The sequence below is a fragment of the Methylobacterium sp. Leaf88 genome, assembly GCF_001422795.1.
Taxonomy (GTDB): Bacteria; Pseudomonadota; Alphaproteobacteria; order Rhizobiales; family Beijerinckiaceae; genus Methylobacterium.
This window is the reverse complement of sequence record NZ_LMMK01000024.1, coordinates 13,365-39,845: the sequence shown is the minus strand read 5'-3', so window position 1 is coordinate 39,845 and position 26,481 is coordinate 13,365. Positions and strand designations below refer to the sequence as shown.

The window sequence follows — 26,481 nt, the reverse complement described above, 5'->3', positions numbered from 1 at the left end:
TCGCGGCCGCGGATTTACCCGCCCTTCAAGCCCCACCGTGCCTCCTGAGCCCGGCCGCCGAGCGTTTCGGCGGATGGGGAGAACGCGATGGGCACCAGGGTGGAATGGACCACCGGCAGCAACGGCCTCCGGCCCGGGCTGCGCGAGGAGACCCGCTACACCTGGCCCCAGGGGCTCCATGCGGGCGCCGCGATGATCGTCACCGCCAGCCCGGTCGTCGCCACGATGGTGATGCTCTGCGCCGCCCTGTTGACGCACTGATCCCGGCCGCGCGCCCGGCAGATCGCCGGACGAAGAAATAACTTCTCCATTTCTCGACCACCGCAGGTGAAGACTACTCCAAGTCGGCAGCTTCGTTGCCGACGGAGAAGGATTGTCTTTGATCTTGGGTCTTTGTCGATTGCCTCGACAGAAACGACACGATATCTCCCGGCCCTGAGTTCGTTCCAGGCGGGATCCGGCACGCCCTTGCGCCGGCCTCCGGGACGCAATCCGCACGCTGTTCAGGAGAGATCTATGGCCGAGTCCCAGAGCCCCGCCTCGCCCCGCACGCCGGGCCACGGCCACATCTTCGGCTCGATCACCGAGACCATCGGCAACACGCCCCTGGTCCGTCTCAACCGGATCACCAAGGAGCACGGGGTCGATGCCGAGATCCTGCTCAAGCTCGAGTTCTTCAACCCGATCGCGAGCGTGAAGGACCGCATCGGCGTCAACATGATCGACGCCCTCGAGGCCTCCGGCAAGCTGAAGCCCGGCGGCACGCTGGTGGAGCCGACCTCCGGCAACACCGGCATCGCCCTCGCCTTCGTGGCGGCCGCGCGCGGCTACCGCCTCATCCTGGTCATGCCCGAGACCATGTCGCTGGAGCGCCGCAAGATGCTGGCCTTCCTGGGCGCCGAGCTCGCCCTGACCCCCGGCCCGCAGGGCATGAAGGGCGCCATCGCCAAGGCCGAGGAACTCCTCAACGAGATCCCGGGCGCGATCATGCCCCAGCAGTTCTCGAACCCGGCCAACCCCGAGATCCACCGCAAGACGACGGCCGAGGAGATCTGGAACGACACCCAGGGCCATCTCGACGCCTTCGTGGCCGGCGTCGGCACGGGCGGCACCATCACGGGTGTCGGCTCGGTCCTGAAGCCGCGCCTGCCCGGCCTGAAGATCGTCGCCGTCGAGCCCACCGACTCGCCGGTCATCTCCGGCGGCCAGCCCGGGCCCCACAAGATCCAGGGCATCGGCGCCGGCTTCATCCCCGACAACCTCGACAAGTCGATCATCGACGAGGTCATCACGGTCTCGAACCAGGAGGCCTTCGACACCGCGCGTCAGCTGTCGCGTCTCGAGGGCATTCCCGGCGGCATCTCCACCGGCGGCAACGTGGCCGCGGCCCTGAAGCTCGCCGCACGCCCCGATTTCCGCGGCAAGCGCATCGTCACCGTCGCCTGCTCCTTCGCCGAGCGGTACATCTCCTCGGCCCTGTTCGACGGCCTCTGATACGGGGTCCGCTCGATCGAAGCGGTGCCCGGATCGTCGAACCGGCGCGGCGCTTGATCGGAGTCCAAGTCCGCCATCCCGTGGGAATCAAGCGGATTTGGGATCAGAACCGCACGGGCGCTCCGGGCCTCGCTCCCGGAGCGCCCGAAGGTCGCGTATCCGGCTCGCGAGCCCTGCCCCGCGAGGCTCGCCCGAGAGCCGCCGTCATGTCCACCGCCCTCTATGCCCTCCGCCGCTGGGGGCGGCGCCCCTTCATCCGCGTCGGCGCCTTCAGCGTCGGCGGCGTCGGGGCCGCCCTGGTCTCGGCCGTCCTGGCGCCGATGGTGCCGGCGGACCTCGGCGCCTCGATCGGTGCGGACGCCGTCGACCAGATCCTCTCCGTCCTGGCGACCAGCATGCTGCCGGTGGCGACGTTCTCGCTCTCCACCATCGTGCAGGCCTATGGCGGGGCCACCAACACCGTGACGCCCCGCGCCGTGACCCTGCTGATGCGCGACACCCGTGCGCAGACGGCCGTCGCGAGCTTCATCGGCGCCTTCGTCTACAGCGTCGTCGGCCTCATCGCCCTCAAGACCCATGTCTACGGCAGCCAGGGACGGGTGATCCTGTTCGGCCTGACCCTGCTGGTCCTCGTCAGCGTGGTGGCGACGCTGGTGCGCTGGATCGACACCCTGTCGCATCTCGGCCGGGTCGGCGAGACCATCGGCGCCATCGAGGCCGCGGCCGGCGATGCCCTGGGGCGGCGCGCCGCGGCGCCCCATCTCGGCGGCCTGCCCTGGCAGCCGGCACCGCCCGGCGCGACCCGGATCGCCGCCGCAGCGACGGGCTACGTCCAGCACGTCGATGCGGCCCGGCTCGACGCGCTGGCCGGGGCCCACGGCCTCACCCTCCACCTCGCGGCCCTGCCGGGCGCCTTCGTCCACCCCGGACGCCTCCTGGTGGCGGTCGATGGCGCCGTCGACGACGGCCTGCGGGACCGGATCACCGAGGCCTTCGTCGTCGGCGACCGGCGCAGCTTCGACGACGATCCGCGCTTCGGGCTCATCGTCCTCGCGGAGGTGGCCCAGCGCGCCCTGTCGCCGGCGGTCAACGATCCCGGGACGGCCGTCGCTGTCATCGGCACCCTGGTGCGCGTGCTCGGCCTCTGGGACGCGCGCCGCGCCGTCGCGCCCGAGGCGCGAATCTATCCGCATCTGCGCGTGCCCGGCCTCGGCGCCGACGACCTTCTCGCGGATGCCTTCGACCCCATCGCCCGCGACGGCGCGTCGGACGTGACGATCGGCCTGCGGCTGCAGAAGGCCCTCGCCGCCCTCGCGGATCTCGGGAGTCCGGCCGTCCGGGCGGCCGCCCACGCGCAGGCCGACCTGGCCCTCCTGCGCGCCGAGGCGGCGCTGCCGCTCGAGGCCGACCGGGCCCGCCTTCGCGAGGCCCGTGCCGCCTGGAGCGAAGCAACCTCGGGGCTGGCGCCGGGTTGAGCCTGCAACAGCAGGAGGACATCATGACCGACGAGCCGCGCGCGGGCAGCGCGCCGAAGGAGATGGACGCCGACCGCCACGCCGGGACGCCGACGCAGGGCGCGCCCCCCGGATCCGAGCCTGCGGTGCAGGGCGGCGAGGCGCCCCCCGCGACCCTGGAGGAGATCGGCGCGGCCGCGCGGAAGACCGAAACCTCGGGCGCGGCCCGCGAGGCCATCGACCGCGCCACCGCGCCCAACGGCCAGGATGCGGGGGCGTAGGCATGCCGAACGATCACATCCCCATCGTGGGCACGCGCAAGCCCGATTCCGATGTCGGAAAGCCCGGCGACCCGGCCGTCGCCGGCGGCGGCCAGTCGGCCGATCAGGCCGCGATCACCCGGCAGGGCCCCGGCGGTCAGACGGATACGGCCCGCAACGCCGCCTGGGACGGCGCTCCGAAGGGGCGCAATCCCACGCCGGCCGGCGGTTCGTCCGACGGACAGTCCGACCGGCCCCGTTCCCCCCCTGCCACCCCCGAGGAGTGACGCGATGACAGGCTCCGACGACAAGGATCCGCCCAAGGACAAGCCGGCCAACACGGCGCCGGACGCGGTGATGGATCCCAACGAGAAGACCGACGGCAAGCCCGGAAAGGGTCCGAAGGGCGGTGCGCAGCCGGACGGCGAGACCGATCCTGGCGGCGGCTAGGACACGTCCCCCGGCCGGCGGGCCTGGGTCGGACGCTGCGCGAGCCTGAACCCGGCTCCTGGGTTCGGGCCTTCGTCGCCCGGCGCGGCGGAAATGCCGCCGTCGGAACTCAACGAACTGGTGAGAAACGCGCGGTATACAGGGCCTGACATGCGCGACGCGCGTCGAAGTCGCGCGATCCAGACAGGGAGATTGCGGGTGAGTGCCGCTCCAGCGTCATCGATCCGGGCCGGGGCGCCCCCCGACCGGCTGCCCGAGCTGTCGCGGCTGGCCGCCCTCTTCGCGCGGACCGTGCTCGACGCGCAGATCCAGGGCCGTCCCGTCCCGGACGACCAGATCCGCTTCCTGCTCGATGCGGCACTGCTCCTGAACGAGTACGGCGCCGAGCTGCCCTCTCCCCTCGATCAGATCATGCAGGATGCCAGCGCACCGAAGGCCCCCGAGCCGTCGGCCGACCAGCCGGCGCCGGACGCCCGGGACGACGATGCCGGCCGCCTCGCCTGGCTGCTGCGCCCGTTCCAGGGATCGAAAGGATGAGGGCCGGGGCTCAGGGCAGGGTGTAGCCCGGCTTCTTGAACAGGGTCTCGGGCCGGCCGACGATCTCGGGGCGGTAGACCTGCGCCTCCCAATCCGCCTGGGCCACGTCCTCGATCGACACCGAGATCGCCCGCTCGGCGGTTCCGGCACTGGCCATCAGGGCGGCCGCGATGGCCTCGGCCATCTCCGTCTTCTCGGCGTCGGTCTTGCCCGGGTACATCTTCACGGTCACGTGCGGCATGGCGATTCGGTCCTGACGGCGGCTGGACGGACGGGAGACCGCCCGTCGCGGGGTCCATGCCAGGACGGGGGCGGGCGGACAAGGTCCGGATGCTCCCGTCCGCGGCCTCGTGCCGATCGGAAGGTCCGGCATCGACCGGTCCGTGATGTTGGGCCCCTGATGCTCCGACCTCCCTGCGACCGGATGCGGGACGGGAAACGGGCCCTCCAGCAAGGGCGCCGATCGCCGACACAACCCTGATTCATGTCTTCAGCCAGAACGCTCAGCGCAGGTTGTACGAGATCGCGGACGGGTTCATGGTCACCCGGAATCAGGCCGCTCCGGCGGTAGCGCGATTCTCCCAAGTGGACCGAGGGACCATGAACTATCACGGCTACCTGGACAAATTCGCGGTCGTCGGACGATGCCTGTATGCCGAGGGCTGGGCCAACAGCTTTCAGCCGGAACTGTATTATGATGGCGCGTTACTGAAGACCGAGCATCAGACCGTCCTGCGGCCGGACCTTGTGACCGTGTTCGGACCGGACTCCGTCAATTGGGGCTTCGTCCTCGTGGCCATCGTCCCCCACCTACACGTCGATCGGACGAAGTTCACGCTGCGATTCAGCGAAGGCTTCGTCTTGAAAGACCCGTCCGGAGGGTTCTCCAACTCTGGCGATCGGCTTTTCCAGGTGATGGTGGATCGCTTCTGCGGGGAAGTTGCCGAGCGTCGGGGAAGCATGCTGGAGATCGGCAGTCGGGCGCGCAGCGGCGTCAGCTACCGTTCCTGGTTTCCGGCCGACATCGAACACCTGGGAATCGACATCACGGATGGGCCGAATGTCGACACCGTCTGCGATGCGCATCATCTCAGTCGGCGCGTCGACCGAACCTTCGACTTCGCTTTCTCCATGGCGGTGTTCGAACATCTCCTCATGCCGTGGAAAGTGGCATTGGAGATGAACAAGGTGCTTCGTCAGGGCGCCCTGGGGCTCATCATCTCGCACGCCGCGTGGCCCCTGCACGAGGAGCCCTGGGACTTCTTCCGCTTCTCGAAGGAGAGTTGGCGGGGTATCTTCAACGCACATACCGGCTTCGAGGTCGTGGACGCGCAGTATCGCTATCCTGCCTCCATCGTGCCGGACTACATCAACGATACGAATTTCCAACAGATGAGTCTTGGGCCGACCTACCTCCTCAGCGGATGCATCATCCGGCGAACCGGTCCCGCACGGGTGGAGTGGAACGCGGAGGTCGCGGATGTCTACGACTTATCCTACTCGCATGCCTGAGATGGCCCGTCGGGCAGGCCGAGCGCCATCACCCGGGGCGCGCCTCCCCGGCGCAACCGTTCTCCGGGAGGGATCGTCCCGCTGACGGACAGGGCAGAGGGCCTCGCCGCGTCGCCCCGGCGGCGGGCTCAGATCTCGGAGCGTCCGAGCAGCGGAGCGACCGGGGGGCGCGCGTCCCGCCCTGCGTCGGAGGTCGACAGGAGGTGGCGACGGATGACGTGGCGGCCCAGCGCGATGGCGGGCGCTTCGATCCAGCGATAGACCAGCGCCGCGACCGCGACGGTCGCGAGTGCCGTCGTGGCCGCGAACAGGTGGATCGGGACGACCGGCGCGTACCCGGCCAGCGCATGCTCGAGCACCCCTTGGACCACCGGCCCGAACAGGTAGATCGAGTAACTGATGGCGCCCAGGTAGGTGAACAGCCGCCCCTCGATGCGCAGCGTCAGGGACAGCAGGGCGAACAGCGCCATCGCGGCCCAGTAGGTGACGAGGTACTTCACCCAGTTCTCGTGAAAGCCCATGTCGCGCCCGTAGGCCAGCACGGACGCCAGCGGGATCGCACAGACGAGGGCGCCGGTGACCACGGCGAGCGCGGTGCCCCAGCCCGGCCGGCGCTCGAGGACGTGGTAGCGCAGGCAGAGTCCCCAGAACATCACCGCCAGGGACAGGGGCACGGCCACCGGGAATTTCCGCTCGAGGACGAAGCGCAGGGCGGCGAGGCCGAGGGCGGCCGCGATCAGGGCCAGGGCCGACAGCACGACGCCGACGGCATCGTCGAGACGCCCGAGGACGAAGAGCCCGACGCAGAGGCCGTAGAAGATCAGCTCGATCTGCAGGGTCCAGTACAGGGCGATGATGTTCTCCACGCCGAGGAACTGCTGGAGCATCGTGATGTTGGCGGGCACGAGCACGGCGGGGATGTCACGGCCCGGCCACACGAACAGGACCAGCAGCCCGCAGGGGATCGAGAGCCAGTAGGCGGGGTAGAGGCGGAAGAACCGCGACACGGCGAAGGCGAGGATCGGCCGGTCTCCCGCCTTGAACAGCGAGAAGGGCACCACGAAGCCCGACACCGCGAAGAACAGCGTCACGGCGATCTTCCCGACATCGATGTACTCGGTCAGCCCGGACAGGACGAGGCGCTCGAGGGGAAACGGACCGAGCTGCGTCTTCAACCCGAACTCGACGGTATGGGCGTAGATGACCGCCAGGGCGGCCAAACCACGGATCGAGTCGATGCTGTGCAGGCGGCGCATGGCGACAGTCGGTGTTGCGCCCCGATCATCGAGGGCCCTGCAGGGATTGCAGGTGGCGTCCGTTTCGACAAGGTCCTTCGCGCCCCTTGGTAAACGCACCGCGCGTCTTGGCAGGGTCCTGCGTCCGGGAGAGATTGCGGACGACCCACGCTTTCTCTGAACGCAACTGTCCTCGGGGACCCAGCACAGGACAAGCGCCAGGGATGGATACGTGCATTCCAAGTATCCCGGAGCTCAAGGACCCGGGAGACAGAGCCGAGGAGGCCTGGAGCGATGGGGCGTGGCCGAGGGCCGTTCGGGGGATCCGGCATGCTCGCGCCCCACGAGCCTCGGCGCAGGGGGACGGGGGCGCCGAGGCGTTCATCGCTTCACCGGCGGCCGCGGTTGTGTCCCGGCCCAGGTGTCGTAAGGAAAGGACCATGCAAGCTCCTGCCCCGCTCCGCCGGCCGTTCTCGGCCTTCCGGTCGATGCTCACCTCCGAGGCGGGCGGCGGCCTCGTCCTGATGGCGAGCGCGGTGCTCGCCCTCGTGGTGGCGAATTCGCCCCTGGCGGAGCGCTACTTCGCGGTCCTGCAGACCAAGGTCGGGGGCTTGAGCGTCCTGCACTGGATCAACGACGCCCTGATGGCGCTGTTCTTCCTGCTCGTCGGTCTCGAGATCAAGCGCGAGATGCTGGATGGACGCCTGCGGACCTGGCCGGACCGGATCCTGCCCGGCCTCGCCGCCCTCGGCGGCATGGCGGCGCCGGCCCTGGTCTACGTGGCGGTGAACCGGCACTCGCCGGAGACCCTCCGCGGCTGGGCGATTCCCGCCGCCACCGACATCGCCTTCGCCCTCGGCATCCTGGCCCTGCTCGGCTCCCGGGTGCCGGTCTCGCTCAAGGTGTTCCTCACCGCCCTGGCGATCCTCGACGACCTCGGCGCGGTGCTCATCATCGCGCTGTTCTACACCGCCGACCTGTCCCTGCCGATGCTGGGCGGGGCGGCCGCGACCCTGGCGGTGCTCTACGGCCTGAACCGGGCCGGCATCAGCCGCCTCGCGCCCTACCTTGTCCTCGGCGCGGTGCTGTGGGTCTTCGTCCTGAAATCCGGGGTGCACGCCACGGTGGCGGGCGTGCTCCTGGCCCTGACGATCCCCCTGCGGCTCAGCATCGGCCGGCCGGACGATCCGACCTCGCCCCTGCACCGGCTGGAACACGCGCTCCATCCCTGGTCGGCCTACCTGATCCTGCCGATCTTCGGCTTCGCCAATGCGGGCGTGTCGCTGGCGGGCTTCACGCCCGCGATGCTGCTCGACCCCGTGACCCTCGGGGTCGCCCTCGGTCTGGTCGTCGGCAAGCAGCTCGGCGTGTTCGGCTTCGTCCTCGCGGCGGTGAAGCTCGGGCTCGCCCAGCGGCCGGCGGGGGCCGGATGGATGCAGGTCTACGGGGTCTCGCTCCTCTGCGGCATCGGCTTCACCATGAGCCTGTTCATCGGCCTCCTGGCCTTCGCCGACGCGCCGGACCTCGAGGCCGAGACCAAGGTCGGCGTGCTGGCCGGATCGATCGTCTGCATGGCGGCCGGCGCCCTCGTCCTGCTGGTCGCGCCCCGCCGCCGGGTCGGAGCTCCGAAGACCCGATCCGTCGAGGTCGCCTGAGACGCCCCGAGCGCTCCCGGATCCCGCACCCGAGCGTCGCGGGGCGCGCGGAAAGCGTCGGCCCCCGTCCCGGTCGTCGCCCCTGGGGGCGGCCTGAGGAAGAGGGGAGCCAGCCATGCCCGTCCTCGTCGCCGCGGGCGTCCCGAACATGGTTCAGGCGGGGGCGAGCCCCTCGTCGCGGGCGTGTCCTGGCCCGGCGGCGCCATGGGCGGCCTCGGACTCGTGTCAGTGTTTGGGATTGGGTCGTCGAAGCGGCGGGGAGGCTTCGAGGGAAATGGTGGGCGCGACAGGGATCGAACCTGTGACCCTTCGCGTGTGAAGCGAATGCTCTCCCGCTGAGCTACGCACCCGGACCGAGGGCCTTCTAGGGCGAGGGGCGCGGCCGCGTCAAGCGCTGATCGGCAGGTTCTGCGCCGGCTTCGCGGCGCGGGGTCCCGAGGCGGAGCAGGATCACCACCGGCACGAGCCCGACGGCGACGATGAGGAGGGCCGCCACCGTACCGTCCTCGTAGGTGCCGCGCGCGGCCTCGCCGTAGAGATGGGTCGCCAGGGTCTCGACGTTGAGGGGCCGCAGCAGCAGGGTCGCGGGCAGTTCCTTGACGCAGTCCACGAAGACCAAGAGCGCGCCGCTGAGCACCGCCGGCCAGGCCAAGGGCAATTGGACCCGCCACAGGGTCGCGCCCGGCCCGCGCCCCAGCATCCGCCCGGCATCGGGCAGGCTGCGGGGCACGCGGGCCAGTCCGGCCTCGCAGGTGCCGATGCTGACCGCGAGGAAGCGGACGAGGTAGGCGGTGACGAGGGCCCCGCCGGTGCCGAGGCCGATCAGCGCCGGGGCGACGCCGAAGAGCCGCGTCGTCCCCGCCGACAGAGTTGCGTCGGCCCAGGCCAGGGGCCCGAGGAGACCGATGGCCAGGATCGCGCCGGGGAGCGCGTAGCCGAGGCTCGCCACCCGGATCAGCGCCTCGCCCCAGCGCCGGGCGACGAGGCGCGGCCCCGCCGCCACCACGAAGCCCAGGGCGGCGGCGATCACGGTCGCGGCGCCGGCATACAGCAGGGTGTGGCCGATCTCCGCTAGGATCGTCTCCGGCAGCCCGCTGCGCCACACCCGACGCAGGGCGGCCTGCACGAGGTAGGTCGCGGGAATCGCGAAGCCGACGGCCACGGGCACGAGGCCGAGGGCCAGGGCGGCCGCTGCGCGCAGGCCCCTCAGCCGCTGCCGGGCGAGGCGGCGCGGGCGCTGGGCGCCGCTCGAGAAGCCGCGCCCGGCCCGGGCCCAGCGCTCCAGGGCCACCAGGGCGACGACGGCCACCAGCATGACGAGGGCGATCTGGGCCGCACCGGCGAGATCCGAGCGGTTTACCCAGGTAGCGTAGACCTGGACCGTCAGGGTGCGCACCCCGAGGAATTCCGCCGCACCGATGTCGTTCAGGGCCTCCATCAGGGCGAGGCTCGCGCCCAGGGCGATGGCCGGCCGCGCCATCGGCAGGGCGACCCGCAGGAAGGTGGCGGAGGGCCGACGCCCGAGCATCCGCGCCGCCTCGATGAGGTTGGCGGCCTGCATCAGGAACAGGGCCCGGGTCGGCAGGTAGACGTAGGGGTAGAGCACGAAGCCGAGGAGCAGGATGCAGCCGGGCAGCGAGCGGATCTCCGGCAGCACGAAATCGCGCGGGCGGGCATAACCGAGGAGGTCGCGCAGGGTGGTCTGCACCGGGCCGATCGGGTGCATCAGGTCGAGATACGCGAAGGCGACGATGTAGGTCGGCACCGCCATCGGCAGGAGCAGCCCGGCCTCCAGCAGGCGCCGGCCGGGGAAGTCGTAGGCCGCCACGAGCCAGGCGGAGCCCGCCCCCAGCACCACCACCAGCACGCCCACCCCGGCGAGCAGCAGGGCGGTGTCGCGCAGGGCCTGGGGCAGCACGTGGGCGACGAGGTGGGGCCAGAGCGCGGCGCCGCCCGCCCCCGCTCCGCTTCCGTCGCCCGCCGCGAACAATAGGGCGACGACCGGGCTCAGCACCAGGGCGCAGAGCAGCAGGGCGGCGGCGCCCCAGGCGAGGCCGCGGGGATGGGCGATGGGCGGGAGGGCGGGGGCGACCCCGGTCATGCTGGTCTCAAGGGCGTTTTCCGTTGGATCGGCCGACGGTGTGGGCGCTCCTTCCGCAAGGACCGACCGGCTCGCGCGCCGTAGCGGTCATGCGCGCGTCCCTCTCCCCTCCGCGGGAGGGGGTGGCCCGCGTCGGCGGGTCGGGTGGGGGAGCGACCGCTCCGGAGGGGGCGCCCCCTCACCCGCCTGCGCCGCAGGCTCCTCAGTTGTCGAAACCCACCGTGTCGAGGAGGAGGCTCGCCGCCTTGCGGTTGCGGGCGATCTCGACGAGCGGCACGGAATCGATGGTTAGGGGCCCCAGCGCCGTGAGGAGCGGGTCGATCGGCGCGCCGGCCTTCACCGGATACTCGTAATCGGCCTTGGCGTAGAGCCCCTGGGCCTCGTCGGAGACGAGGTATTCGAGGAGCTTGACCGCCTCGTCGCGGTTGGGGGCGTTCCTGGCCACCACCGCGCCGGAGATGTTCACGTGGGTGCCGCCGCCCGCGAAGGTCGGCATCACCACCTTGATGCCCTCTCCCCACGTCCGCTGCTCGGGGCCGCCGCGGCCGGAGCGCATCAGGCCGACATAGTAGGAATTGCCGAGGCCGATCCTGCAGGTGTCGGCGAGGATGTCGCGGGCGACGTCCCGGTCGCCGCCGGCGGGCTTGCGGGCGAGGTTGGCCTTCAGGGCCCGCAGCCAGGCCTCGGTCTTCTCCGGGCCGTGCTTGACGAGATAATGGGCGATGAGCGCCGTGTTGTAGGGGTGCTGGCCCGCGCGCAGGCAGAGGCCGCCCTTCCAGGTCGGGTCGGCCAGCCCCTCGTAGGTGATGGCCGTGAGGTCGGTGAGGTCCTTGTCGGCGTAGAGCACCCGGGCCCGCATGGAGAGGGCGAACCAGCGGCCCTCGGCGTCGCGCAGGGTAGCGGGCACCGCCGCCTCCAGCACGCCCGAGCGCACCGGCTGGGCGAGGTCGCGGTCGACGAGGTCGATGAGGTTGCCGACATCCACGGTCATCAGCACGTCGGCCTTGGCACGGGCGCCCTCGGCCGCCACGCGCTCGGCGAGGCCCTTCTCGACGAACACCGTATTGACGGTGACGCCGCTCTTGGCGGTGAAGGCGTCGAGCAGGGGCCGGATCAGGCCGGGTTCGCGGGTGGTGTAGAGGTTGACCTCGGCGGCCGACGCCGTCCCGACGAGGGCCGCGAGGGCCAAACCCGTCAACGCGCAGCCAGCGAACCCGATTGCCTTGATCCCACCCGCCATGGCCGACACCCTTCCGTCAGAACGTGGCGGGTGTTCAGAAGCATCGGCGAGAAAAACACAAGCGCGATGTTTTGGACTTAAAACAATTCGAAACTATTGCCCCGGATCGAACGCAAGCTCGGCCCGGGCCTCTGTTTTAATCCATCTCGTTCGCAAAAATAAACCCTCGGTCCGGATCGAGGCTCAGGCCGACCGCATCCCCCGGCTCGCGCGGGTCGTCCGCCGGCACGGGCAGGTGCAGGGGCTCGGGCAACCCGTCCGCCGACAGGCTCAGGAGGGCGGCGGCCCCGAGGAAGCGGCGCGCCCGCACCACGGCCCGAAGGGACGCCCCCGGCGCGCCGAGGCGGATCGCCTCCGGGCGCAGGCACAGGGTCACGGCGGCACCCTCGGCGTGGCCCGGCGCGGGAACCTGGCCGAACGGCGTCGCCACGGTGCCGGAGCGGCAGGTCCCGTCGATCTCGACGAGGTCGCCGAAGAAGCGGGCGGCGAAGCGCGTGGCAGGGCGGCAATACAGGTCCGGCCCGGTGCCGACCTGCACGATGCGCCCCCGCCGCATTAGGGCGATGCGGTCGGCGAAGCCCAGGGCCTCCTCGGGGTCGTGGGTGACGAGGAGCGTCGTGGCGCCGCTGGCGCGCAGGACCGCCAGGGTGTCGTCGCGGACCCGGTCGCGGGTGCGCCGGTCGAGGTTCGAGAAGGGTTCGTCGAGGAGGAGGACGCGCGGCCCCGGGGCCAGGGCGCGGGCCAGGGCCACGCGCTGGCTCTCGCCGCCCGAGAGGGTGCCGGGATAGCTCTTGGCCCGGTCGGCGAGGCCGACCTGCTCCAGCCGCGCCTGCACCAGGGCGCGGGCCTCGGCGGCGGACCTGCCCTGGAGGCTTTTGCCGTGAAGGCCGAAGCGGACGTTCTCCGCCACGGTGAGATGCGGAAACAGGGCGTAGTCCTGGAACATCAGCCCGACGCCGCGCGCCTCCGGCGGGACGCCGCGGCCGTTCTCGCTCAGCAGGGCGCCGTCGAGGCGGATCGTCCCGGTCTCCGGCTGCTCGAGGCCGGCGATGGCCCGCAGGAGCGTGCTCTTGCCGCAGCCGGAATCACCGAGAAGGGCCAGGATCTCGCCGGGCCGGACCTGGAAGGCGATGTCGGCGAGGGCCTGCACCGCGCCGAAGCGCAGGCCGATGCCACGCAACTCGAGGCGCGGCGGCACGGGGTCGGGCGGGGGCGCGTCGAGGCTCATGCGCGCCTTGTGTCACCGCGGGCGGACGGCGAAAACCCTCCGGTGCGCAGGAAGCGCAGGGTCTCGGCGATGACCGCGGGATTGCGCATCATCAGGCCGTGGCTGGTCGGCAGGGTGATGTGGTCGGCCATCCCGGCGACCCGGGTGCGCGCGACGGTGACCCGGCCGTCATCGGGACCCGGCAGCATCAGCCAGGATTCCAGGGGATAGAGCGTGCGGTCGCCCGCGATGATCCCGAGGGGGAAATCGACGGGGCCGAGGCAGTTGCGCAGGCTTTCGTCCGGTTTGGTGGTCAACTGGGCGCCGGCCGGGCCGAAGACCCGGCGATAGGCGCGCAGGGTGTGAAGGCGGTCGGCGACCTCGCTGCCACCATTCGGCGGCCCCAGCATCACCACCCGTCCGAGATTGGCCGGCCGGCCTTCGCGAAGCCAGGCCCGGGCGAGCAGCCCGCCCATCGAGTGGGTGACCACGTGGAGGGTCCGTACCCGGGCCGCGAAGGCGGCGACGGGCGGTCCGATGATGCCTGCGAGATCCGCGAGATCCGCCTTGCGGGAGGGATAATCGAGGTTCAGCGTCACGAACCCGGCGGCCCGGACGGCGCGCTCCAGCCGGGCCAGGGACGCGGCCCGCCGGGCGAGGCCATGCAGGAGCAGCACCCCCTCGGGGGCCGGATCGCCGGCCGTGCCGGAGGCCGGGGGTTCGGGTCCGTCCATCCTGGGGCGCCTCCGGGCGACGATCGGCGGCACGGCGGTCGCGCATTGCCTCCGGCATGCTTATATTCCGGTTATGTTCCGTCAAAGCCCCGCCCGATGCCCTGCGTCGCCGAGATCCTGATCCCGCTGGCGCTGGACAGCGCCTACAGCTACGCCGTGCCGGCCGGGCTCGACCTCTCGGTCGGCGAGGTCGTGCAGATCCCCCTCGGGCCGCGCGAGACGGTGGGGGTGGTGTGGGGCGTGCGCCAGAGCCCCGGCGGCTCGAACCTGCGGCCGGTGACCGGCCGGGTCGACGTGCCGGCCCTGCCGGACGCCTTGCGCGAACTCGTCGACTGGCTCGCCCGCTACACCCTGGCGCCGAAGGGCTCGGCCCTGGCCATGGCCCTGCGGCTGCCCGACGAATCGGCCCTGAGCGAGACCGTGCGGGTCGGGGTGCGGGCCTCCGGCAAGGCGCCGTCCCGGCCGACCGCCGCCCGCACCAAGGTGCTGGCCGTGGCGGCGGATGGGGCGATGCGGGGCAAGAGCGCGCTCGCCAAGGAGGCGGGCGTTTCGTTGAGCGTGGTCGACGGCCTGATCGACGACGGCGCCCTCGAGGCCCTGGCCCTGGCGCCCGAGCCGGTCGCCCTGCCGCCGGACCCGGACCACGCCCGCGTGCCCCTCTCGGAGGCGCAGGAGGCGGCGGTGCGGGAGCTCGTCGCGCTGATGAACCCCGGCCCCGCCGAGCCCGCGCCGACGGACGCGATCGGCGATCCCCTGCCGGCCGACGGCAAGGTCGCGCCGCCCGGCGTGGCGCACAAGGCGCCGACCGTGCTGCTGGAGGGCGTCACCGGCTCGGGCAAGACCGAGGTGTATTTCGAGGCGGTGGCCGATTGCGTCCGGCGCGGCCACCAGGCGCTGATCCTGATGCCCGAGATCGCCCTGACGGCGCAGTTCCTCGACCGCTTCGCCGAGCGCTTCGGCGTGCGTCCGGCGACCTGGCACTCGGGCGTCGGGGGCAAGCGCCGCGAGCGCATCCGCACCGGGGTCACGGCGGGCGAGATCGCCGTGGTGGTGGGCGCCCGCTCGGCCCTGTTCCTGCCCTTCGCGGATCTGGGGCTCATCGTGGTCGATGAGGAGCACGAGGCCGCCTACAAGCAGGAGGACGGGGTACATTACCACGCCCGCGACATGGCGGTGGTGCGCGGGCGGATCGAGAACTGCCCGGTGGTGCTGGCCTCGGCCACCCCGTCGATCGAGACGCGGGTCAATGCCGAGCGCGGGCGCTACCTCCGGGTCGCCCTGCCCGAGCGCTTCGGCGGCCGGCGCCTGCCCGACATCGCCGCCATCGACATGCGCGCCGACAAGCCCGAGCGGGGCCGCTTCATCGCCCCGGCCCTGGTGGCGGCGGTGCGCGAGACCGTGGAGTCCGGCGACCAGGCCCTGCTGTTCCTCAACCGGCGCGGCTACGCGCCCCTGACCCTGTGCCGGGCCTGCGGCCACCGCTACCAGTGCCGCAACTGCTCGACCTGGCTGGTGGAGCACCGCTTCCGCCGGGCCCTGGTCTGCCACCAGTGCGGCTATGCCGAGCGGCGCCCGGATTCCTGCTCGGAATGCGGCACCTTCGACAACCTCACCCCCTGCGGCCCCGGGGTGGAGCGCATCGCCGAGGAGGTGGCCGAGCTCTTCCCGGACAAGCGCGTCATCGTGCTGTCGAGCGATTTTCCCGGCGGGGCCGAGCGCCTGCGGGCCGAGCTCCAGACCGTGGCGGAGGGCGGCTGCGACATCGTCATCGGCACGCAGCTCGTGGCCAAGGGCCACAACTTCCCGCACCTGACCCTGGTGGGCGTCCTCGACGCCGATATCGGCCTGACCTCCGGCGATCCCCGCGCGGCCGAGCGCACCTTCCAGCTGCTGCAGCAGGTCACCGGCCGGGCCGGGCGCGGCGAGAAGCCGGGCCGCGCCCTGCTCCAGACCTACCAGCCCGACCATCCGGTGATCGCGGCGCTGCTCTCGGGGGATTCGGAGCGCTTCTACGAGGAGGAGATCGGCGCCCGCGAGGCCGCCGGCCTGCCGCCCTTCGGCCGGTTGGCCGCCCTCATCGTCTCGGCGAACGAGCGCGAGGTGGCCGAGGCCCACGGGCAGGCCCTGGCGCGGGCCGCCGAGCCGCCGGAGGGCGTGATGGTGCTGGGGCCGGCCGAGGCGCCGCTCGCGCTGATCCGCGGGCGCTACCGCTTCCGGCTTCTGGTGAAGACCGAGCGCACCGTCGACCTGCAGACCTACCTGCGCGAGTGGCTGGCGCGGGGCCCGAAGGTTCGCGGCAACGTGAAGGTCGCCATCGACGTGGACCCGCAGAGTTTCCTATAACGCTGGCCCGACGTTCGCTTGGGTAGCGTTCGATCCCCTGAGGAGTGCCCCACGTGCTGACCTACACCAAGAAGCCGGATTCGAGCGTCGCCGAGATCGTGGTCGACGGACAGATCACCGATGCGGACATGAACACCGTCATCACCGCCATGCAGGCCGACCTCGACAAGGGCGGCAAGATCAAGCTCCTGGAAGACGTGCGCGACTTCAAGGGCATGGAGCCGGCCGCGTTCTTCAAGGACCCGCGCTTCGGCCTCGCCATGATGAAGGGCGTCAGCCACGTCGCCCTGGTGACCGACGCCTCGTGGCTGCGGATGATCGCCGACACCTTCGGCAAGGTCTCGCCGGCCCAGATCAAGACCTTCGACCGCGCGCATATCGAGGAAGCGCGCCAATGGCTCGCGGCCGCCTGAGGCCCTGACCCGACGGCCGGGACACGCATCCGGCCGGCTCGTCCCTCTCCCCCCCTGTGGGGAGGGGTGAGGCGCGGGGGCCCTTGGGCCCCGTCCACCGCGGATCGACCGCCGGTCGCGGTCGTCCACAAGCGCGACGAGAGTCCCTTCAGGCCCGCGATCCGCCGGGGAAGCGGGCCGCGTCCGGCTCGAACCCTACTCCGCCTGGGCGGTCCGGGTGGTGTGGCGTCGGGCCGTCCAGCGGCCCGAGCACAGGGAGGAGACCTTCCAGGTGCCGCCGCCGCTCTGGGCCTGGAGGCGGCCCGAGACCGCACCCGAGGCGGTGCCGTTCGAGACGTTGAGGCCGACCGTGCCGTCCGGCCCGACGCGGCCGTTCAGGGTGGCGCCGGCCGCCGCGGAGGTGAGGCGCACCTGCCCCTCCTGCACCGACACCGCATAGGTGTAGCGGCTGTCGCAGACCATGCCGCTCTCGGTGACCAGTTCCACCGACCAGGCCCCGTTGAAGTTTCCGCCGTCGCGGGCCGCGGCCGGGATCATCGCGGGCGAGGACAGGCCGGCTCCGAGCGCCAGAACCACCGCAACTTTGGACATACATCATCCTTCGGCAAAACAGCGTCCGTCCGAGCCGCAGCCACAGGATGGCGCACCGGCGGTTCAAGCAGACGATCAAGTGAGAGTGCGCTGAGCATACCCGCCGAAGCGGCAGGATTGTGACAAGCGCCGCAATCGATGGATGAGACTTATTGCCGAACGTGTCTGAACAGGCCATGACCATGGCCCAGGACCAAGCCGAAGCTTGGCGTTACCGGTCGTAATACGCTTGCAATGCTTGGCGGTCCCGGGTGATCGGCAGGGCGAGGAGCGCCAGGACCCGGGCCTTGTCCGGCGAGAGGTCGTCGGCGAAGACCGCGCCGGCCGCCCGCAGCGTGCTGCCGCCGCCCTTGAAGCCGTAGACGGGCAGCGCCCGGCCATGCGGGACCTGGCTCGCCACCACGATGGTGACGCCGGCGGCGATGGCCTCGACCACCGCGTCGTAGAGGGCCTCGTTGACGTTGCCGAAGCCGTAGGCGGCAACCACCACGCCCTCGGCCCCGTCCGCCACCGCGTGGCGGAGCTGGCGCCCGTCGTCACCGGCCGCCATCGCCACGAGCGCGACCCGGGCGAGCCGCTCGGGGAGCGGCAGGGTCTGGCGCCGCAGGGGCTTGCGGGCGAACACGACCCGGTCCTCGTCCACCTGCCCGAGGAAGCCGGCCTCGCCGGAATTGAAGGTCTCGACGTTGTTGGTGTGGGACTTCCGCACCGCGCGGGCGGCGTTGATGTTGTGGTTCAGCGTCACCGTCACCCCCAGCCCACGCAGATCTTCGCGCGCGCCCTGGGCCAGGATCTGGCGGACCGCATTGAGGAGGTTGCGCGCGCCGTCGGCATCCGCCTCGGAGGCGTTGCGCTGGGCGCCCACCATCACCACCGGCTTGTCGCTCGCCAGCGTCAGATCGAGGAAATAGGCGGTCTGGTCGAGGGTGTCGGTGCCGTGCAGGACGATGGCGCCCGCGATGTCCGGCCGCGCCAGCAGGTCCGCCACCGTGCGGCTGAGGCCGGGCCACAGGTCCGGGCCCATATAGGCGCTCGGCACGTTGGCGAACTCCACCACCGCGATCCGGGCGAGGTCGGCCAGGCGCGGCACCGCGGCGGCGAGGTCGGCCCCCGTCAGGGCGGGCACCGGGGCCCCCGTGACGGGATCGTGCTTCATCGCGATGGTGCCGCCGGTGGCGACGAGGGCGATGGTCGGGCGATCGGTCATGCCGGCGCGGCCGATCAGTCGGTGAGCGCCCGCGCCTCTTCCGGCAGCATGATCGGGATGCCGTCGCGGATCGGATAGGCGAGGCGGGCGGAGCGGCTCACCAGTTCCTGGCGGCCGGCATCGTATTCGAGGGTGTCCTTCGTCAACGGGCAGACGAGGAGCTCGAGGAGCTTGGGGTCGACGCGGGTGGCCTCGACGGGGCCCAGGGTGTCATCGGCCATCTGGGGCGTATCCTTCGCGGGAAAAAACTATTGCAGCGTGGGCTCGGAGCCCGACCCGCGCACCAACTCCATTTCGGTCACCGCAATCAAGACCTCGGCCCGCGTCTTGAGGTCCGGCGCCTCCAGCATGGCCTGCTTCTCGCGGGCGCCGAAGGGACTCATCATGCAGAGGGCGTTGACGAGGGCCTCGTTGGGCGCCTCCTCGATGCCGGCCCAGTCGACCTTGAGGTCGTTGACCTCGACGAAGTCGCGCAGGGCCTTGAGCACGCCCTCCCGGTCCACCGCCGCCTCACCCGCCCGCGCCTCGAAATCCGTGGCGAAGTCGTCGTAGGAGACCTGGCAGCGGCGGTAGCGGGTGGTGGTGGCGAGCTCACTCTCCACCCGGAACCGGGCGATGCCGGTGAGCGAGATGAGGTAGCGCCCGTCACCGGTCTCGGCGAACTGGGTGATCCGCCCGGCGCAGCCGACGCGGAAGAGTTTCGGCGTCATCGGCGACGAGCCCGCCTCCACGTCGGGCTGGATCATGCCGATGATCCGGTCGTTCCGCAGGGCATCGTCTATCATGGCGAGGTAGCGCGGCTCGAAGATGTTCAGCGGCATCTGTCCGCGCGGCAGCAGCAGCGCACCGGGCAGCGGGAAGACCGGAATCACTCCGGGGCAGTCGGCCGGTCCCTTGTAGCCCGCATGCGTGCTCATCGTGTTCCCCTGCGGTTCGTTCGCGGCCTCACGCGAAGACGAGCGACGACAGGCGTCGCCGCCCGCGGATCGAGGCCTTGTCCATCAGGCCCCAGGCCTCGAAGAAGGTGAGGAGCTGCTTGCGCGCCGCGCCCTCGTTCCAGGTGCGGTCCCGGCGCTCGATCTCGATGAGCTGGTCCACCGCCTCGTCGCGCAGGTTGCGGCCGTTGAGACCGAGCGCGAGGTCGAAGCGAGCCTGGAAATCGTTCGGGTCTGCCTCGATCCGGGCCTGAAAGGTACCGAGGTCGCCCAGGGCCGCCGCCTGTTCGGCGAGCTCGATCGCCGCGCGCACGCTGGCGAGGCCGGCATGGGACGCCGTCTCGGGCGGCGCCATGGCGACGAGCTCCTTGGCGTTCTCGATGTCGCCGGCGTCGAGCTGGATCTTGGCCAGCGCCGCGATCGCGTCGACGTTCGCGGGCTCCTCGGCGAGCACGGCGGCGTAGAGCTGCGCGGCCTGCGCCACGTCGCCGACCCCGAGGAGGGCCTCGGCCTCGGACAGGGCCTCCTCGATCGGCGTCGGACCGGCAGGGCCGGCCAGGCGCGTGATGAAGTCCTTGATCTGGGCCTCGGGCACCGCGCCCATGAACCCGTCGACCGGCTGCCCCTTGTCGAACGCGATCACGGCGGGGATCGACTGGATGCCGAGCTGGCCGGCGATGGAGGGATGCTCGTCGATGTTCATCTTGACGAGCTTCACCTTGCCGGCGGAGCCGGCGACCACCTTCTCCAGCACGGGGGCGAGCTGCTTGCACGGGCCGCACCACGGGGCCCAGAAGTCGACGAGCACGGGCTGCTGCATCGACTCGGCGATGACGTCCTGGCGGAAGCTCGCCGTGGTCACGTCCTTGGTGGGGGTGGGGCCGCCCGGCACCGGCGCATCGTTCAGCATAACGTCCTCGAGGCCTTCGTTTGGATCCGTCGGAGGGTCCGGGTCTGTCCACCCGTTCCGTCCTGCGTCAAGAGATGGGAACTCCGCGCGCTCGGACCAGAGCGGACGTCCACACGCAATCGCCCCCGGGTCATCGGCGGATCCCGCTTCGACACGACCCACCCACCGGAGGAAGCCCGCGCTCCTAGCGGGGGGCGCTGCCGCCGGCCTTGCCCGCATCCGGTGCCTTGGCATCGGTCACGAAGACACCCTGGTAGGTTCCCTTGGCGGCGTTCGCCTCGCAGGTGATCGTCGTCTTGCCCGGCTCCGGGGTGCTGAAGGCGCAGGAGCCGACGGCGACCAGGGGGCCCTGGACCACGCCGTCCTTGGTGGTCTCGCTCGGGATCACGAGGTTGATCGGCTGGAGCGGGTCGGTCTCCTCCGTCCGCTCCTGCTGGGCGCCGTTGCCGCTGAAGCTCAGGGACCGGCCCTCGGCAGCGAAGTCGAAGCTCGTGCGGTTGCGCGAGACCGTGTTCATCAGGGTGTTCTTGCAGGTGGCCGAGACGTCCTGGCCGGCGATCACGAGCTTCTCGCAGCGCCCCTCGAGCTTGACGGCCGTCTGGGCGAAGGCGGGCGCGGCCGTGAGCAGCGGGGCAGCGAGAAGGACGAGGCGGGTGGTCGAGAGGCGCATCATGATTCCGATGTAAGGCTGCGGGTCGGTTCGTCGAGGGGCTGCGGGCGCGCAGGGCTCCGGGCTCAGGCGGGAAAGCGGGCGGCGCGGTCGTTCGGGGCGTCGAAGTCGAGGGCCGGCCCAAGGGGCACGATCCGGGTCGGATTGATGGTCGGGTGGCTCTCGTAATAGTGCCGCTTGATATGGGCGAGGTTCACCGTGCCGGCGACCCCCGGCAGGGCGTAGAGGTCGCGCAGATAGTTCGACAGATTGGGATAGTCGGCGATGCGCTGCCGGTTGCACTTGAAATGCCCGACATAGACGGCGTCGAACCGCACCAGGGTGGTGAACAGGCGGAGATCCGCCTCGGTCAGCCGGTCGCCGCAGAGGTAGCGCGCCGTGTCGAGGCGGGCCTCCAGGGCGTCGAGTTCGGCGAACAGCGCGGTGAAGGCCTCCGCGTAGGCGGCCTGCTCGGTGGCGAAGCCCGCCTTGTACACCCCGTTGTTGACGGCGTCGTAGACCCGGGCGTTGACCGCGTCGATCGTGCCCGCGAGGTCGGCCGGGTAGAGGTCCGGCCCGGCGGTCCCGAAGGCGCCGTTCAGCATCCGGATGATCTCGGCCGACTCGTTCGACACGATGGCGGCGCGCTGCTTGTCCCACAGCACCGGCACGGTGACGCGGCCGGTGAAGCCGGGATCGTTCTTCAGGTAGACCTCGTAGAGGCGGGTCGCGCCGTTGACCGTGTCGGGCGTGGCGCCGGGCGAATCGCCGAAGACCCAGCCCTCCGCGCCCATGTGCGGATCGACCACAGAGACCGAGATCGCCGCCTCCAGGCCCTTCAGGGCCCGCACGATCAGGGTGCGGTGGGCCCAGGGGCAGGCCAGCGACACGTAGAGGTGGTAGCGCCCGGCCTCCGCCGGGAACCCGCCCTCCCCGCTGGGACCGGGGGATCCGTCGGCGGTGATCCAGTTCCGGAACTTGGCGTCGGTACGCTTGAAGCGGCCGCCGGTCTCCTTGGTGTCGTACCAGGTATCCTGCCAGACGCCGTCGACGAGCAGCCCCATGATCGTTCCCTCCCGCGTTTGCGTGTCCGCGGAAAGATGGGCGCTCAGGCCTCGGCGGACAGCCCCTCCGGCGCGGGGGCCTCGGCCGGGGGGGCCGCGACGGCGGGCGCGGCGGCCGCGAGGTGCTCGCCCTTCTGGTAGGTCGCGATGTCGAAGGTGTCGTCCGGCAGGCGCGTGACGAAGCGCTCGGCCATCTCGAAGACCAGGAGGTCGGGCCGCACCCGCTCGACGTAGCCCCAGTCGATGCTCGACGACCAGACGAAGTGCACCTCGCGGAAGCTCTCCGCCAGGATGCCGGTGAGCATGATCGGCGCGAAATGCGCGTAGGAATCGCCGAACAGCACCAGGGTGCGCGGATCGACGTCCGGCCGGTCGTTCCGGAAGCAGACATGGGCGCCCACATGGAGATCCGGGGCGCGGCCGGCGGCCTCGTAGGCGGCCACGAGCGGGCTCGCGTAGGTCCGGCGGGCGTCGCGGTCGAGCACCGCATGGCTCGCCGTCTCGATCGGCTTCTCCGGAATCTTCTCGCCCAGATCGCGCACCCGGGTGGTCTCGTAGCGCTCGCGGGCATCGAGATCGGCCGGGGGCACCGCGCCGCAGGCCCGCATCAGCACGCCGTAGGCCAGCCGGCAGCCCTCGTAGTTCCAGTGCGTGTCGGTGCGGTAGTAGAGCGGCACCGCGCCGTCGCGCGCCGCCCGCATCGGCGCCAGCAGGTCGACGTAGTGGGGATTGTTGATCAGCCGCCGGGCCAGCACGCGGGTGGGCGCCTGGCGCGGATCGAAGCGCAGATCCTGGGTCCGGTCGTCGTAGACCGACAGCTTCTCGGGCACGACGACGTGCACGTAGCGGATGCCAAGCGCCTGGGCCCGGGCGGCCCGCGCCGCGACGAGCTTGACCCAGCCGCGCAGGCGCCACCACCGGGACAGGCTGGCGCGATACTGCTCGAGGACACCGTTCGTGCCTCCGATCAGGAAGAGCCAGCCCTCGCGCCCCACATGGACGATTTCCCGGTGTTTGCGCCGCATCGGGGCTCTCTACCCGGCCCGGACCGCCCTGAACAGGCCGGGCGGCGGCGGCCACGCCGCGGACCGTGGCGGCGCCCGGCCCTGGACGCAGCCCCCGCCCGCGCCATCTCCCTGCCTCACGCCGGATCGGACCATGACAGACCACACCCCCACGCCCGACCCGCTGATCCTCACCCTGGGGATGGATCCCGACACCTTCGCGCGGTTCGACGGCCTGCGCCGCCGGCACTTCCCGCAGGCGCTGAACCACATCCCGGCCCACGCGACCCTGTTCCACCACCTGCCGGGCCCGAGCGAGCCGGGCATCGTCGAGACCCTGTCGGCGATGACCCGGACCCAGGCGCCGCCGGAGGTGGCGGTGACCGGCCTGCGCTTCACCGGGCGCGGCGTCGCCTACGTGCTCGCCTCCGACGCCCTCTCGGCCTTCCGGGCGCGGCTCGCCGACCCGTTCGAGGCTTTGGGCGAGGGCCTGACCGCGCAGGATCGGCAGGGCTGGCGCCCGCACGTCACGGTGCAGAACAAGGTCGATCCCGGCACCGCCCGGACGCTGCACGCCGAGCTGGAGGCGGATTTCACGCCCTTCCGGTTCACGGCGCCGGGCCTTCTGCTCTGGCGCTACCTCGGCGGTCCCTGGGAGCGTCGCGCCAGCTTCGCGTTCGGGTAACGCCGCGTCCGCCCGGATGGAGGACGCCCCGCCGATCCGCTATGCCGGGAGCCCCCAGCCCCCCATCGACCAGTTCGCGAAGACGCCCGCATGAAAGCCCTGCCCTCCGGCTACCGCAACAATCCGCTCGTCACCCGGGCGAACGCCCTGCGCCTGGCCCTGCGCCTGAACGAGGTCGGCCCGGTCCTGGCGCTGCTGGCGGTGAGTCTCCTCGGCTACGGCTTCTTCGCCCTGGCCAACGAGGTCGGCGAGGGCTCGACCGCCGCCCTCGACCGCAAGATCCTCCTCGCCCTGCGCAATCCCGCCGATCTCTCCGACCCGATCGGGCCGCGCTGGCTCGAAGAGACCATGCGCGACATCACCGGGCTCGGCAGCGTCTTCACCATCGTGTTCGTGACGGCAGCGGCCTGCGCCTATCTGGCGATGACGGGGCGCCGGCGCATCGCCGTCTTCGTGGTCGCGGCGATCGGCGGCGGCGAGATCGCCTCGACGGTGCTCAAGATGTTCTACCAGCGCCCCCGCCCGGACCTCGTGCCCCACGGGATGGAGGTGTTCACCGCGAGCTTCCCCAGCGGCCACGCCATGATGTCGGCCATCGCCTACCTGACCCTGGCGAGCCTGATCGCCCGGGTGGACCGCCAGCGCGGGGTGAAGATCCTGGTGCTCATCGTCGGGGTGTCGATGACGCTGCTGGTGGGGCTCAGCCGCATCTATCTCGGGGTGCACTGGCCGAGCGACGTGGTCGCCGGCTGGTGCGTCGGAGCCGCCTGGGCCGCCCTCTGCTGGTTCGTCGCCCTGGTTCTGCAGCAGCGCGGCGACGTCGAGGCCCCGACCCGTCACGGGGAGCCGGAGCGGACGCCTTAACCCTACCGGACGATGAATCGCTCCGGCGCTTTCGCCCACCGGCACCGGGAGGCCACAACCCTGTTACCCCAATGCCACTTCTGAAGAGGGTCACATGGGTTCGATCACCCGCGAGCGTCGACAGGGCAACCGGCTGCGGAGCCTCCTCGGCGCCGAGATCCGCATCGCCCCGCACGCCTCCGACACGGCCTGCCTGATCCGGGACTGCGGTCCCGATGGCTTGCGCCTCGCGCTCAGCGACGGCGTGCCCCTGCCGGAGATTTTCACCCTCCATATCCGCAAGACCCGGCAGACGCGGCCGGTACGCCTGATCTGGCGGGGCGACGATTGCGTCGGCGTCCAGTTCGTGCCGGACCCGCCCGCCGCGGTGCCCATCCCCATCGGCCTGATGCGCGATCTTCGGGCGGCGCGCTCGGAGATCGCGTCCCTGCGGGCCCGCCTAGCTGCGCGGGGCGACGGGGCCTGAGGGCGGCAGCGGTCCGGTGGCGCAGGCCGTCGGATCGCCGGAACCGCGTTTCTCGCCGTGACGTTCCCGAAGAAGCAGGCCGGCGGTTCTCCATCCGCGGCCCCTGTCCCGCCGGAACCGACAGCGAGCTTCATGACGGATGACATCCCCCTCTCCCGCCGCAACGTCCTGCGCGCGGGCAGTGCGACCCTGACCGGCCTCGCCCTCGGGGCGACGGGCGCGGGCGCGGGCGCGGGCGCGCAATCGGGCCCGCCCGGCCCCTCGGTCCCGGCCGATACCGGCGCGGTGCAGGGCGGCAAGGTCATGTTCCCGAACTGGCGCGGCCCCGGGGACCGGGCGCCCCCGCCGCCCCCCGCCCCGATGCCGCCGGGCCAGCGCGTTGGCTTCGCCATCGTGGGCCTCGGACGCCTCAGCCTGGAAGAGATCCTGCCGGCCTTCGGCGAGACGAAGCGGGCCCGCGTGGTCGCTCTGATGTCGGGCACCCCCGCCAAGGCGAAGCTCGTGGCCGAGCAGTACGGGATCGCGCCGGAGGCGGTCTACGGCTACGACGAGTGGGACCGCCTCGCGCAAAACCCCGCGGTCCAGGCCGTGTACGTGGTGACGCCGAACGCCGTCCATCGCGGGGACGTGCTGGCCGCGGCCAAGGCCGGCAAGCACGTGCTCTGCGAGAAGCCGATGGCGAATTCCTCCGCCGAGGCCCGGGACATGATCGCGGCCTGCGCGGCGGCCAAGGTCAAGCTGATGATCGCCTATCGCTGCCAGTACGAGCCCTACAACCGCGAGGTGGCGCGTCTCGCCCGCTCCGGCGAGGTCGGCCGGACGCGCCTGATCCAGGCCTTCAACGGCCAGACCACCGGCCTGCCCCAGCAATGGCGCCTGAAGAAGGCCCTGGCCGGCGGCGGTGCCCTGCCGGATATCGGGCTCTACTGCCTGAACGGCGTGCGCGCCCTCACCGGCGAGGAGCCCGTCTCGGTGGAGGCACAGATCCATTCGCCGGAAGGCGATCCGAAATTCGCCGAGGTCGAGGAGTCGGTCTCCTTCACCCTGCGCTTCCCCTCGCAGGTCATCGCGCAGTGCCTGACGAGCTACGGGGTTCACGAGTCGCGCCGGCTCCAGGTCCATACCGACCGGGCCGCCATCGACCTGCAGAACGCCTTCGCGTATCGCGGCCAGCGCCTGGTGATCGCGCGACCGGACGGGCAGGCGGAATCGCAGGACACCCGCATCCTCGCGCAGAAGAACCAGTTCGCCCTGGAGATCGATCACATGGCGCGCTGCATCCAGGAGGATCGGCGCCCGCGCACCCCCGGCGAGGAGGGCCTGCAGGACCACGTGCTGATGGAGGCGATCTACGAGGCGGCCCGCACGGGCCGGCCCGTCACGGTCGGCCCGCCGCCGGGCGCACCGAGCGGCCTCGACGTCACCCGCGGCCCCGAACTCGACGCGGCGGGCTGATCCCGGGCGTCCGCCG

General features: G+C 71.4%; 29 protein-coding genes and 1 tRNA gene. 15 read left to right on the top strand and 15 right to left on the bottom strand.

The window, feature by feature from the left end; all coding sequences use genetic code 11:
* Positions 1–87 precede the first annotated feature (87 nt).
* The 7 genes from ASF20_RS24145 (at position 88) to ASF20_RS14490 (ending at position 4,195) form a co-directional block, all read left to right on the top strand.
* Complete coding sequence (locus tag ASF20_RS24145; RefSeq protein ID WP_156389704.1) at positions 88–261, top strand: hypothetical protein; 174 nt, start codon at positions 88–90, stop codon at positions 259–261.
* 255 nt (positions 262–516) lie between these two features.
* Positions 517–1,494, top strand: coding sequence for a cysteine synthase A (cysK, locus tag ASF20_RS14510; RefSeq protein ID WP_056214417.1), 978 nt, complete (start codon positions 517–519; stop codon positions 1,492–1,494).
* Between the two features lie 206 nt (positions 1,495–1,700).
* Positions 1,701–2,969 carry a DUF2254 domain-containing protein gene (locus tag ASF20_RS14505; RefSeq protein WP_056214413.1) on the top strand — a complete coding sequence of 423 codons (1,269 nt, stop codon included), beginning with the start codon at positions 1,701–1,703 and terminating at the stop codon, positions 2,967–2,969.
* Positions 2,970–2,992: 23 nt separating this feature from the next.
* Positions 2,993–3,229 carry a hypothetical protein gene (locus ASF20_RS14500; protein ID WP_156389703.1) on the top strand — a complete coding sequence of 79 codons (237 nt, stop codon included), beginning with the start codon at positions 2,993–2,995 and terminating at the stop codon, positions 3,227–3,229.
* A gap of 2 nt (positions 3,230–3,231) precedes the next feature.
* Positions 3,232–3,495, top strand: coding sequence for a hypothetical protein (locus ASF20_RS14495; protein WP_056275174.1), 264 nt, complete (start codon positions 3,232–3,234; stop codon positions 3,493–3,495).
* A gap of 4 nt (positions 3,496–3,499) precedes the next feature.
* A complete protein-coding gene (locus tag ASF20_RS24640) occupies positions 3,500–3,658 on the top strand; it encodes a hypothetical protein (RefSeq protein ID WP_200917592.1) in 159 nt (52 codons plus the stop codon).
* A 198-nt stretch (positions 3,659–3,856) separates the two neighbouring features.
* Complete coding sequence (locus ASF20_RS14490) at positions 3,857–4,195, top strand: hypothetical protein (RefSeq protein ID WP_244476441.1); 339 nt, start codon at positions 3,857–3,859, stop codon at positions 4,193–4,195.
* Between the two features lie 10 nt (positions 4,196–4,205).
* On the opposite strand, the gene ASF20_RS14485 is transcribed toward ASF20_RS14490, so the two are convergent.
* Positions 4,206–4,436, bottom strand: coding sequence for a tautomerase family protein (locus ASF20_RS14485; RefSeq protein WP_056214407.1), 231 nt, complete (start codon positions 4,434–4,436; stop codon positions 4,206–4,208).
* Positions 4,437–4,795: 359 nt separating this feature from the next.
* Here ASF20_RS14485 and ASF20_RS14480 point away from each other — a divergent pair, with 359 nt between their 5' ends.
* Positions 4,796–5,707, top strand: coding sequence for a methyltransferase domain-containing protein (locus tag ASF20_RS14480; RefSeq protein WP_056275172.1), 912 nt, complete (start codon positions 4,796–4,798; stop codon positions 5,705–5,707).
* A gap of 128 nt (positions 5,708–5,835) precedes the next feature.
* On the opposite strand, the gene ASF20_RS14475 is transcribed toward ASF20_RS14480, so the two are convergent.
* Positions 5,836–6,963 carry an acyltransferase gene (locus tag ASF20_RS14475; protein ID WP_056275170.1) on the bottom strand — a complete coding sequence of 376 codons (1,128 nt, stop codon included), beginning with the start codon at positions 6,961–6,963 and terminating at the stop codon, positions 5,836–5,838.
* A gap of 419 nt (positions 6,964–7,382) precedes the next feature.
* On the opposite strand from ASF20_RS14475, the gene nhaA reads away from it, so the two are divergent.
* Entirely contained in the window at positions 7,383–8,597 is a 1,215-nt protein-coding gene (gene nhaA / locus ASF20_RS14470; RefSeq protein WP_056275167.1) for a Na+/H+ antiporter NhaA, read from the top strand.
* 275 nt (positions 8,598–8,872) lie between these two features.
* Here nhaA and ASF20_RS14465 read toward each other — a convergent pair.
* The 5 genes from ASF20_RS14465 to ASF20_RS14445 all read right to left on the bottom strand — a co-directional run bounded on the left by ASF20_RS14465 (position 8,873) and on the right by ASF20_RS14445 (position 13,879).
* A tRNA-Val gene (locus ASF20_RS14465) sits at positions 8,873–8,947 on the bottom strand.
* Positions 8,948–8,961: 14 nt separating this feature from the next.
* A complete protein-coding gene (locus ASF20_RS14460) occupies positions 8,962–10,698 on the bottom strand; it encodes an iron ABC transporter permease (RefSeq protein ID WP_056275165.1) in 1,737 nt (578 codons plus the stop codon).
* A gap of 202 nt (positions 10,699–10,900) precedes the next feature.
* Positions 10,901–11,938 carry an extracellular solute-binding protein gene (locus ASF20_RS14455; protein WP_056275163.1) on the bottom strand — a complete coding sequence of 346 codons (1,038 nt, stop codon included), beginning with the start codon at positions 11,936–11,938 and terminating at the stop codon, positions 10,901–10,903.
* A 136-nt stretch (positions 11,939–12,074) separates the two neighbouring features.
* Positions 12,075–13,166, bottom strand: coding sequence for an ABC transporter ATP-binding protein (locus ASF20_RS14450; protein WP_056275161.1), 1,092 nt, complete (start codon positions 13,164–13,166; stop codon positions 12,075–12,077).
* Positions 13,163–13,879, bottom strand: a complete 717-nt coding sequence (locus tag ASF20_RS14445) for an alpha/beta hydrolase (RefSeq protein ID WP_056275160.1) — start codon at positions 13,877–13,879, stop codon at positions 13,163–13,165. The genes ASF20_RS14450 and ASF20_RS14445 overlap by 4 nt, the downstream gene beginning before the upstream one ends.
* Positions 13,880–13,975: 96 nt before the next feature.
* Between ASF20_RS14445 and ASF20_RS14440 the strand changes: the two genes are divergently transcribed.
* Both ASF20_RS14440 and ASF20_RS14435 read left to right on the top strand, forming a co-directional pair.
* Positions 13,976–16,222 carry a primosomal protein N' gene (locus tag ASF20_RS14440; RefSeq protein WP_056275158.1) on the top strand — a complete coding sequence of 749 codons (2,247 nt, stop codon included), beginning with the start codon at positions 13,976–13,978 and terminating at the stop codon, positions 16,220–16,222.
* Between the two features lie 53 nt (positions 16,223–16,275).
* The gene (locus ASF20_RS14435; RefSeq protein ID WP_056214370.1) at positions 16,276–16,635 is read left to right on the top strand and encodes an STAS/SEC14 domain-containing protein; all 360 of its coding nucleotides are present in this window, start codon (positions 16,276–16,278) and stop codon (positions 16,633–16,635) included.
* 195 nt (positions 16,636–16,830) lie between these two features.
* On the opposite strand, the gene ASF20_RS14430 is transcribed toward ASF20_RS14435, so the two are convergent.
* The 8 genes from ASF20_RS14430 to ASF20_RS14395 form a co-directional block, all read right to left on the bottom strand.
* Positions 16,831–17,226, bottom strand: a complete 396-nt coding sequence (locus tag ASF20_RS14430; RefSeq protein ID WP_056214366.1) for a hypothetical protein — start codon at positions 17,224–17,226, stop codon at positions 16,831–16,833.
* Positions 17,227–17,437: 211 nt separating this feature from the next.
* Entirely contained in the window at positions 17,438–18,433 is a 996-nt protein-coding gene (locus ASF20_RS14425; RefSeq protein WP_056275157.1) for an asparaginase, read from the bottom strand.
* Positions 18,434–18,447: 14 nt separating this feature from the next.
* Complete coding sequence (locus ASF20_RS14420) at positions 18,448–18,654, bottom strand: Trm112 family protein (protein ID WP_056275153.1); 207 nt, start codon at positions 18,652–18,654, stop codon at positions 18,448–18,450.
* A 27-nt stretch (positions 18,655–18,681) separates the two neighbouring features.
* The gene (locus ASF20_RS14415) at positions 18,682–19,350 is read right to left on the bottom strand and encodes an LON peptidase substrate-binding domain-containing protein (protein WP_056214355.1); all 669 of its coding nucleotides are present in this window, start codon (positions 19,348–19,350) and stop codon (positions 18,682–18,684) included.
* Positions 19,351–19,378: 28 nt separating this feature from the next.
* The gene (gene trxA / locus ASF20_RS14410; protein ID WP_056275151.1) at positions 19,379–20,278 is read right to left on the bottom strand and encodes a thioredoxin; all 900 of its coding nucleotides are present in this window, start codon (positions 20,276–20,278) and stop codon (positions 19,379–19,381) included.
* 184 nt (positions 20,279–20,462) lie between these two features.
* On the bottom strand, positions 20,463–20,948 hold the full coding sequence (locus tag ASF20_RS14405) for a hypothetical protein (RefSeq protein WP_056275655.1): 486 nt from the start codon (positions 20,946–20,948) through the stop codon (positions 20,463–20,465).
* Between the two features lie 65 nt (positions 20,949–21,013).
* Positions 21,014–21,991, bottom strand: a complete 978-nt coding sequence (locus tag ASF20_RS14400) for a glutathione S-transferase family protein (protein WP_056275149.1) — start codon at positions 21,989–21,991, stop codon at positions 21,014–21,016.
* Positions 21,992–22,035: 44 nt separating this feature from the next.
* On the bottom strand, positions 22,036–23,016 hold the full coding sequence (locus ASF20_RS14395; protein WP_082487536.1) for a hypothetical protein: 981 nt from the start codon (positions 23,014–23,016) through the stop codon (positions 22,036–22,038).
* 133 nt (positions 23,017–23,149) lie between these two features.
* Here ASF20_RS14395 and ASF20_RS14390 point away from each other — a divergent pair, with 133 nt between their 5' ends.
* From ASF20_RS14390 to ASF20_RS14375, 4 genes are all read left to right on the top strand, one after another.
* The gene (locus ASF20_RS14390) at positions 23,150–23,680 is read left to right on the top strand and encodes a 2'-5' RNA ligase family protein (protein ID WP_056275147.1); all 531 of its coding nucleotides are present in this window, start codon (positions 23,150–23,152) and stop codon (positions 23,678–23,680) included.
* Positions 23,681–23,770: 90 nt separating this feature from the next.
* The gene (locus tag ASF20_RS14385; protein ID WP_056214342.1) at positions 23,771–24,544 is read left to right on the top strand and encodes a phosphatase PAP2 family protein; all 774 of its coding nucleotides are present in this window, start codon (positions 23,771–23,773) and stop codon (positions 24,542–24,544) included.
* A gap of 94 nt (positions 24,545–24,638) precedes the next feature.
* Positions 24,639–25,010 (top strand): hypothetical protein, encoded by a 372-nt coding sequence (locus tag ASF20_RS14380; RefSeq protein WP_056275145.1) that lies wholly within the window; start codon positions 24,639–24,641, stop codon positions 25,008–25,010.
* Positions 25,011–25,142: 132 nt separating this feature from the next.
* On the top strand, positions 25,143–26,465 hold the full coding sequence (locus ASF20_RS14375) for a Gfo/Idh/MocA family oxidoreductase (protein WP_056275143.1): 1,323 nt from the start codon (positions 25,143–25,145) through the stop codon (positions 26,463–26,465).
* Positions 26,466–26,481 lie beyond the last annotated feature (16 nt).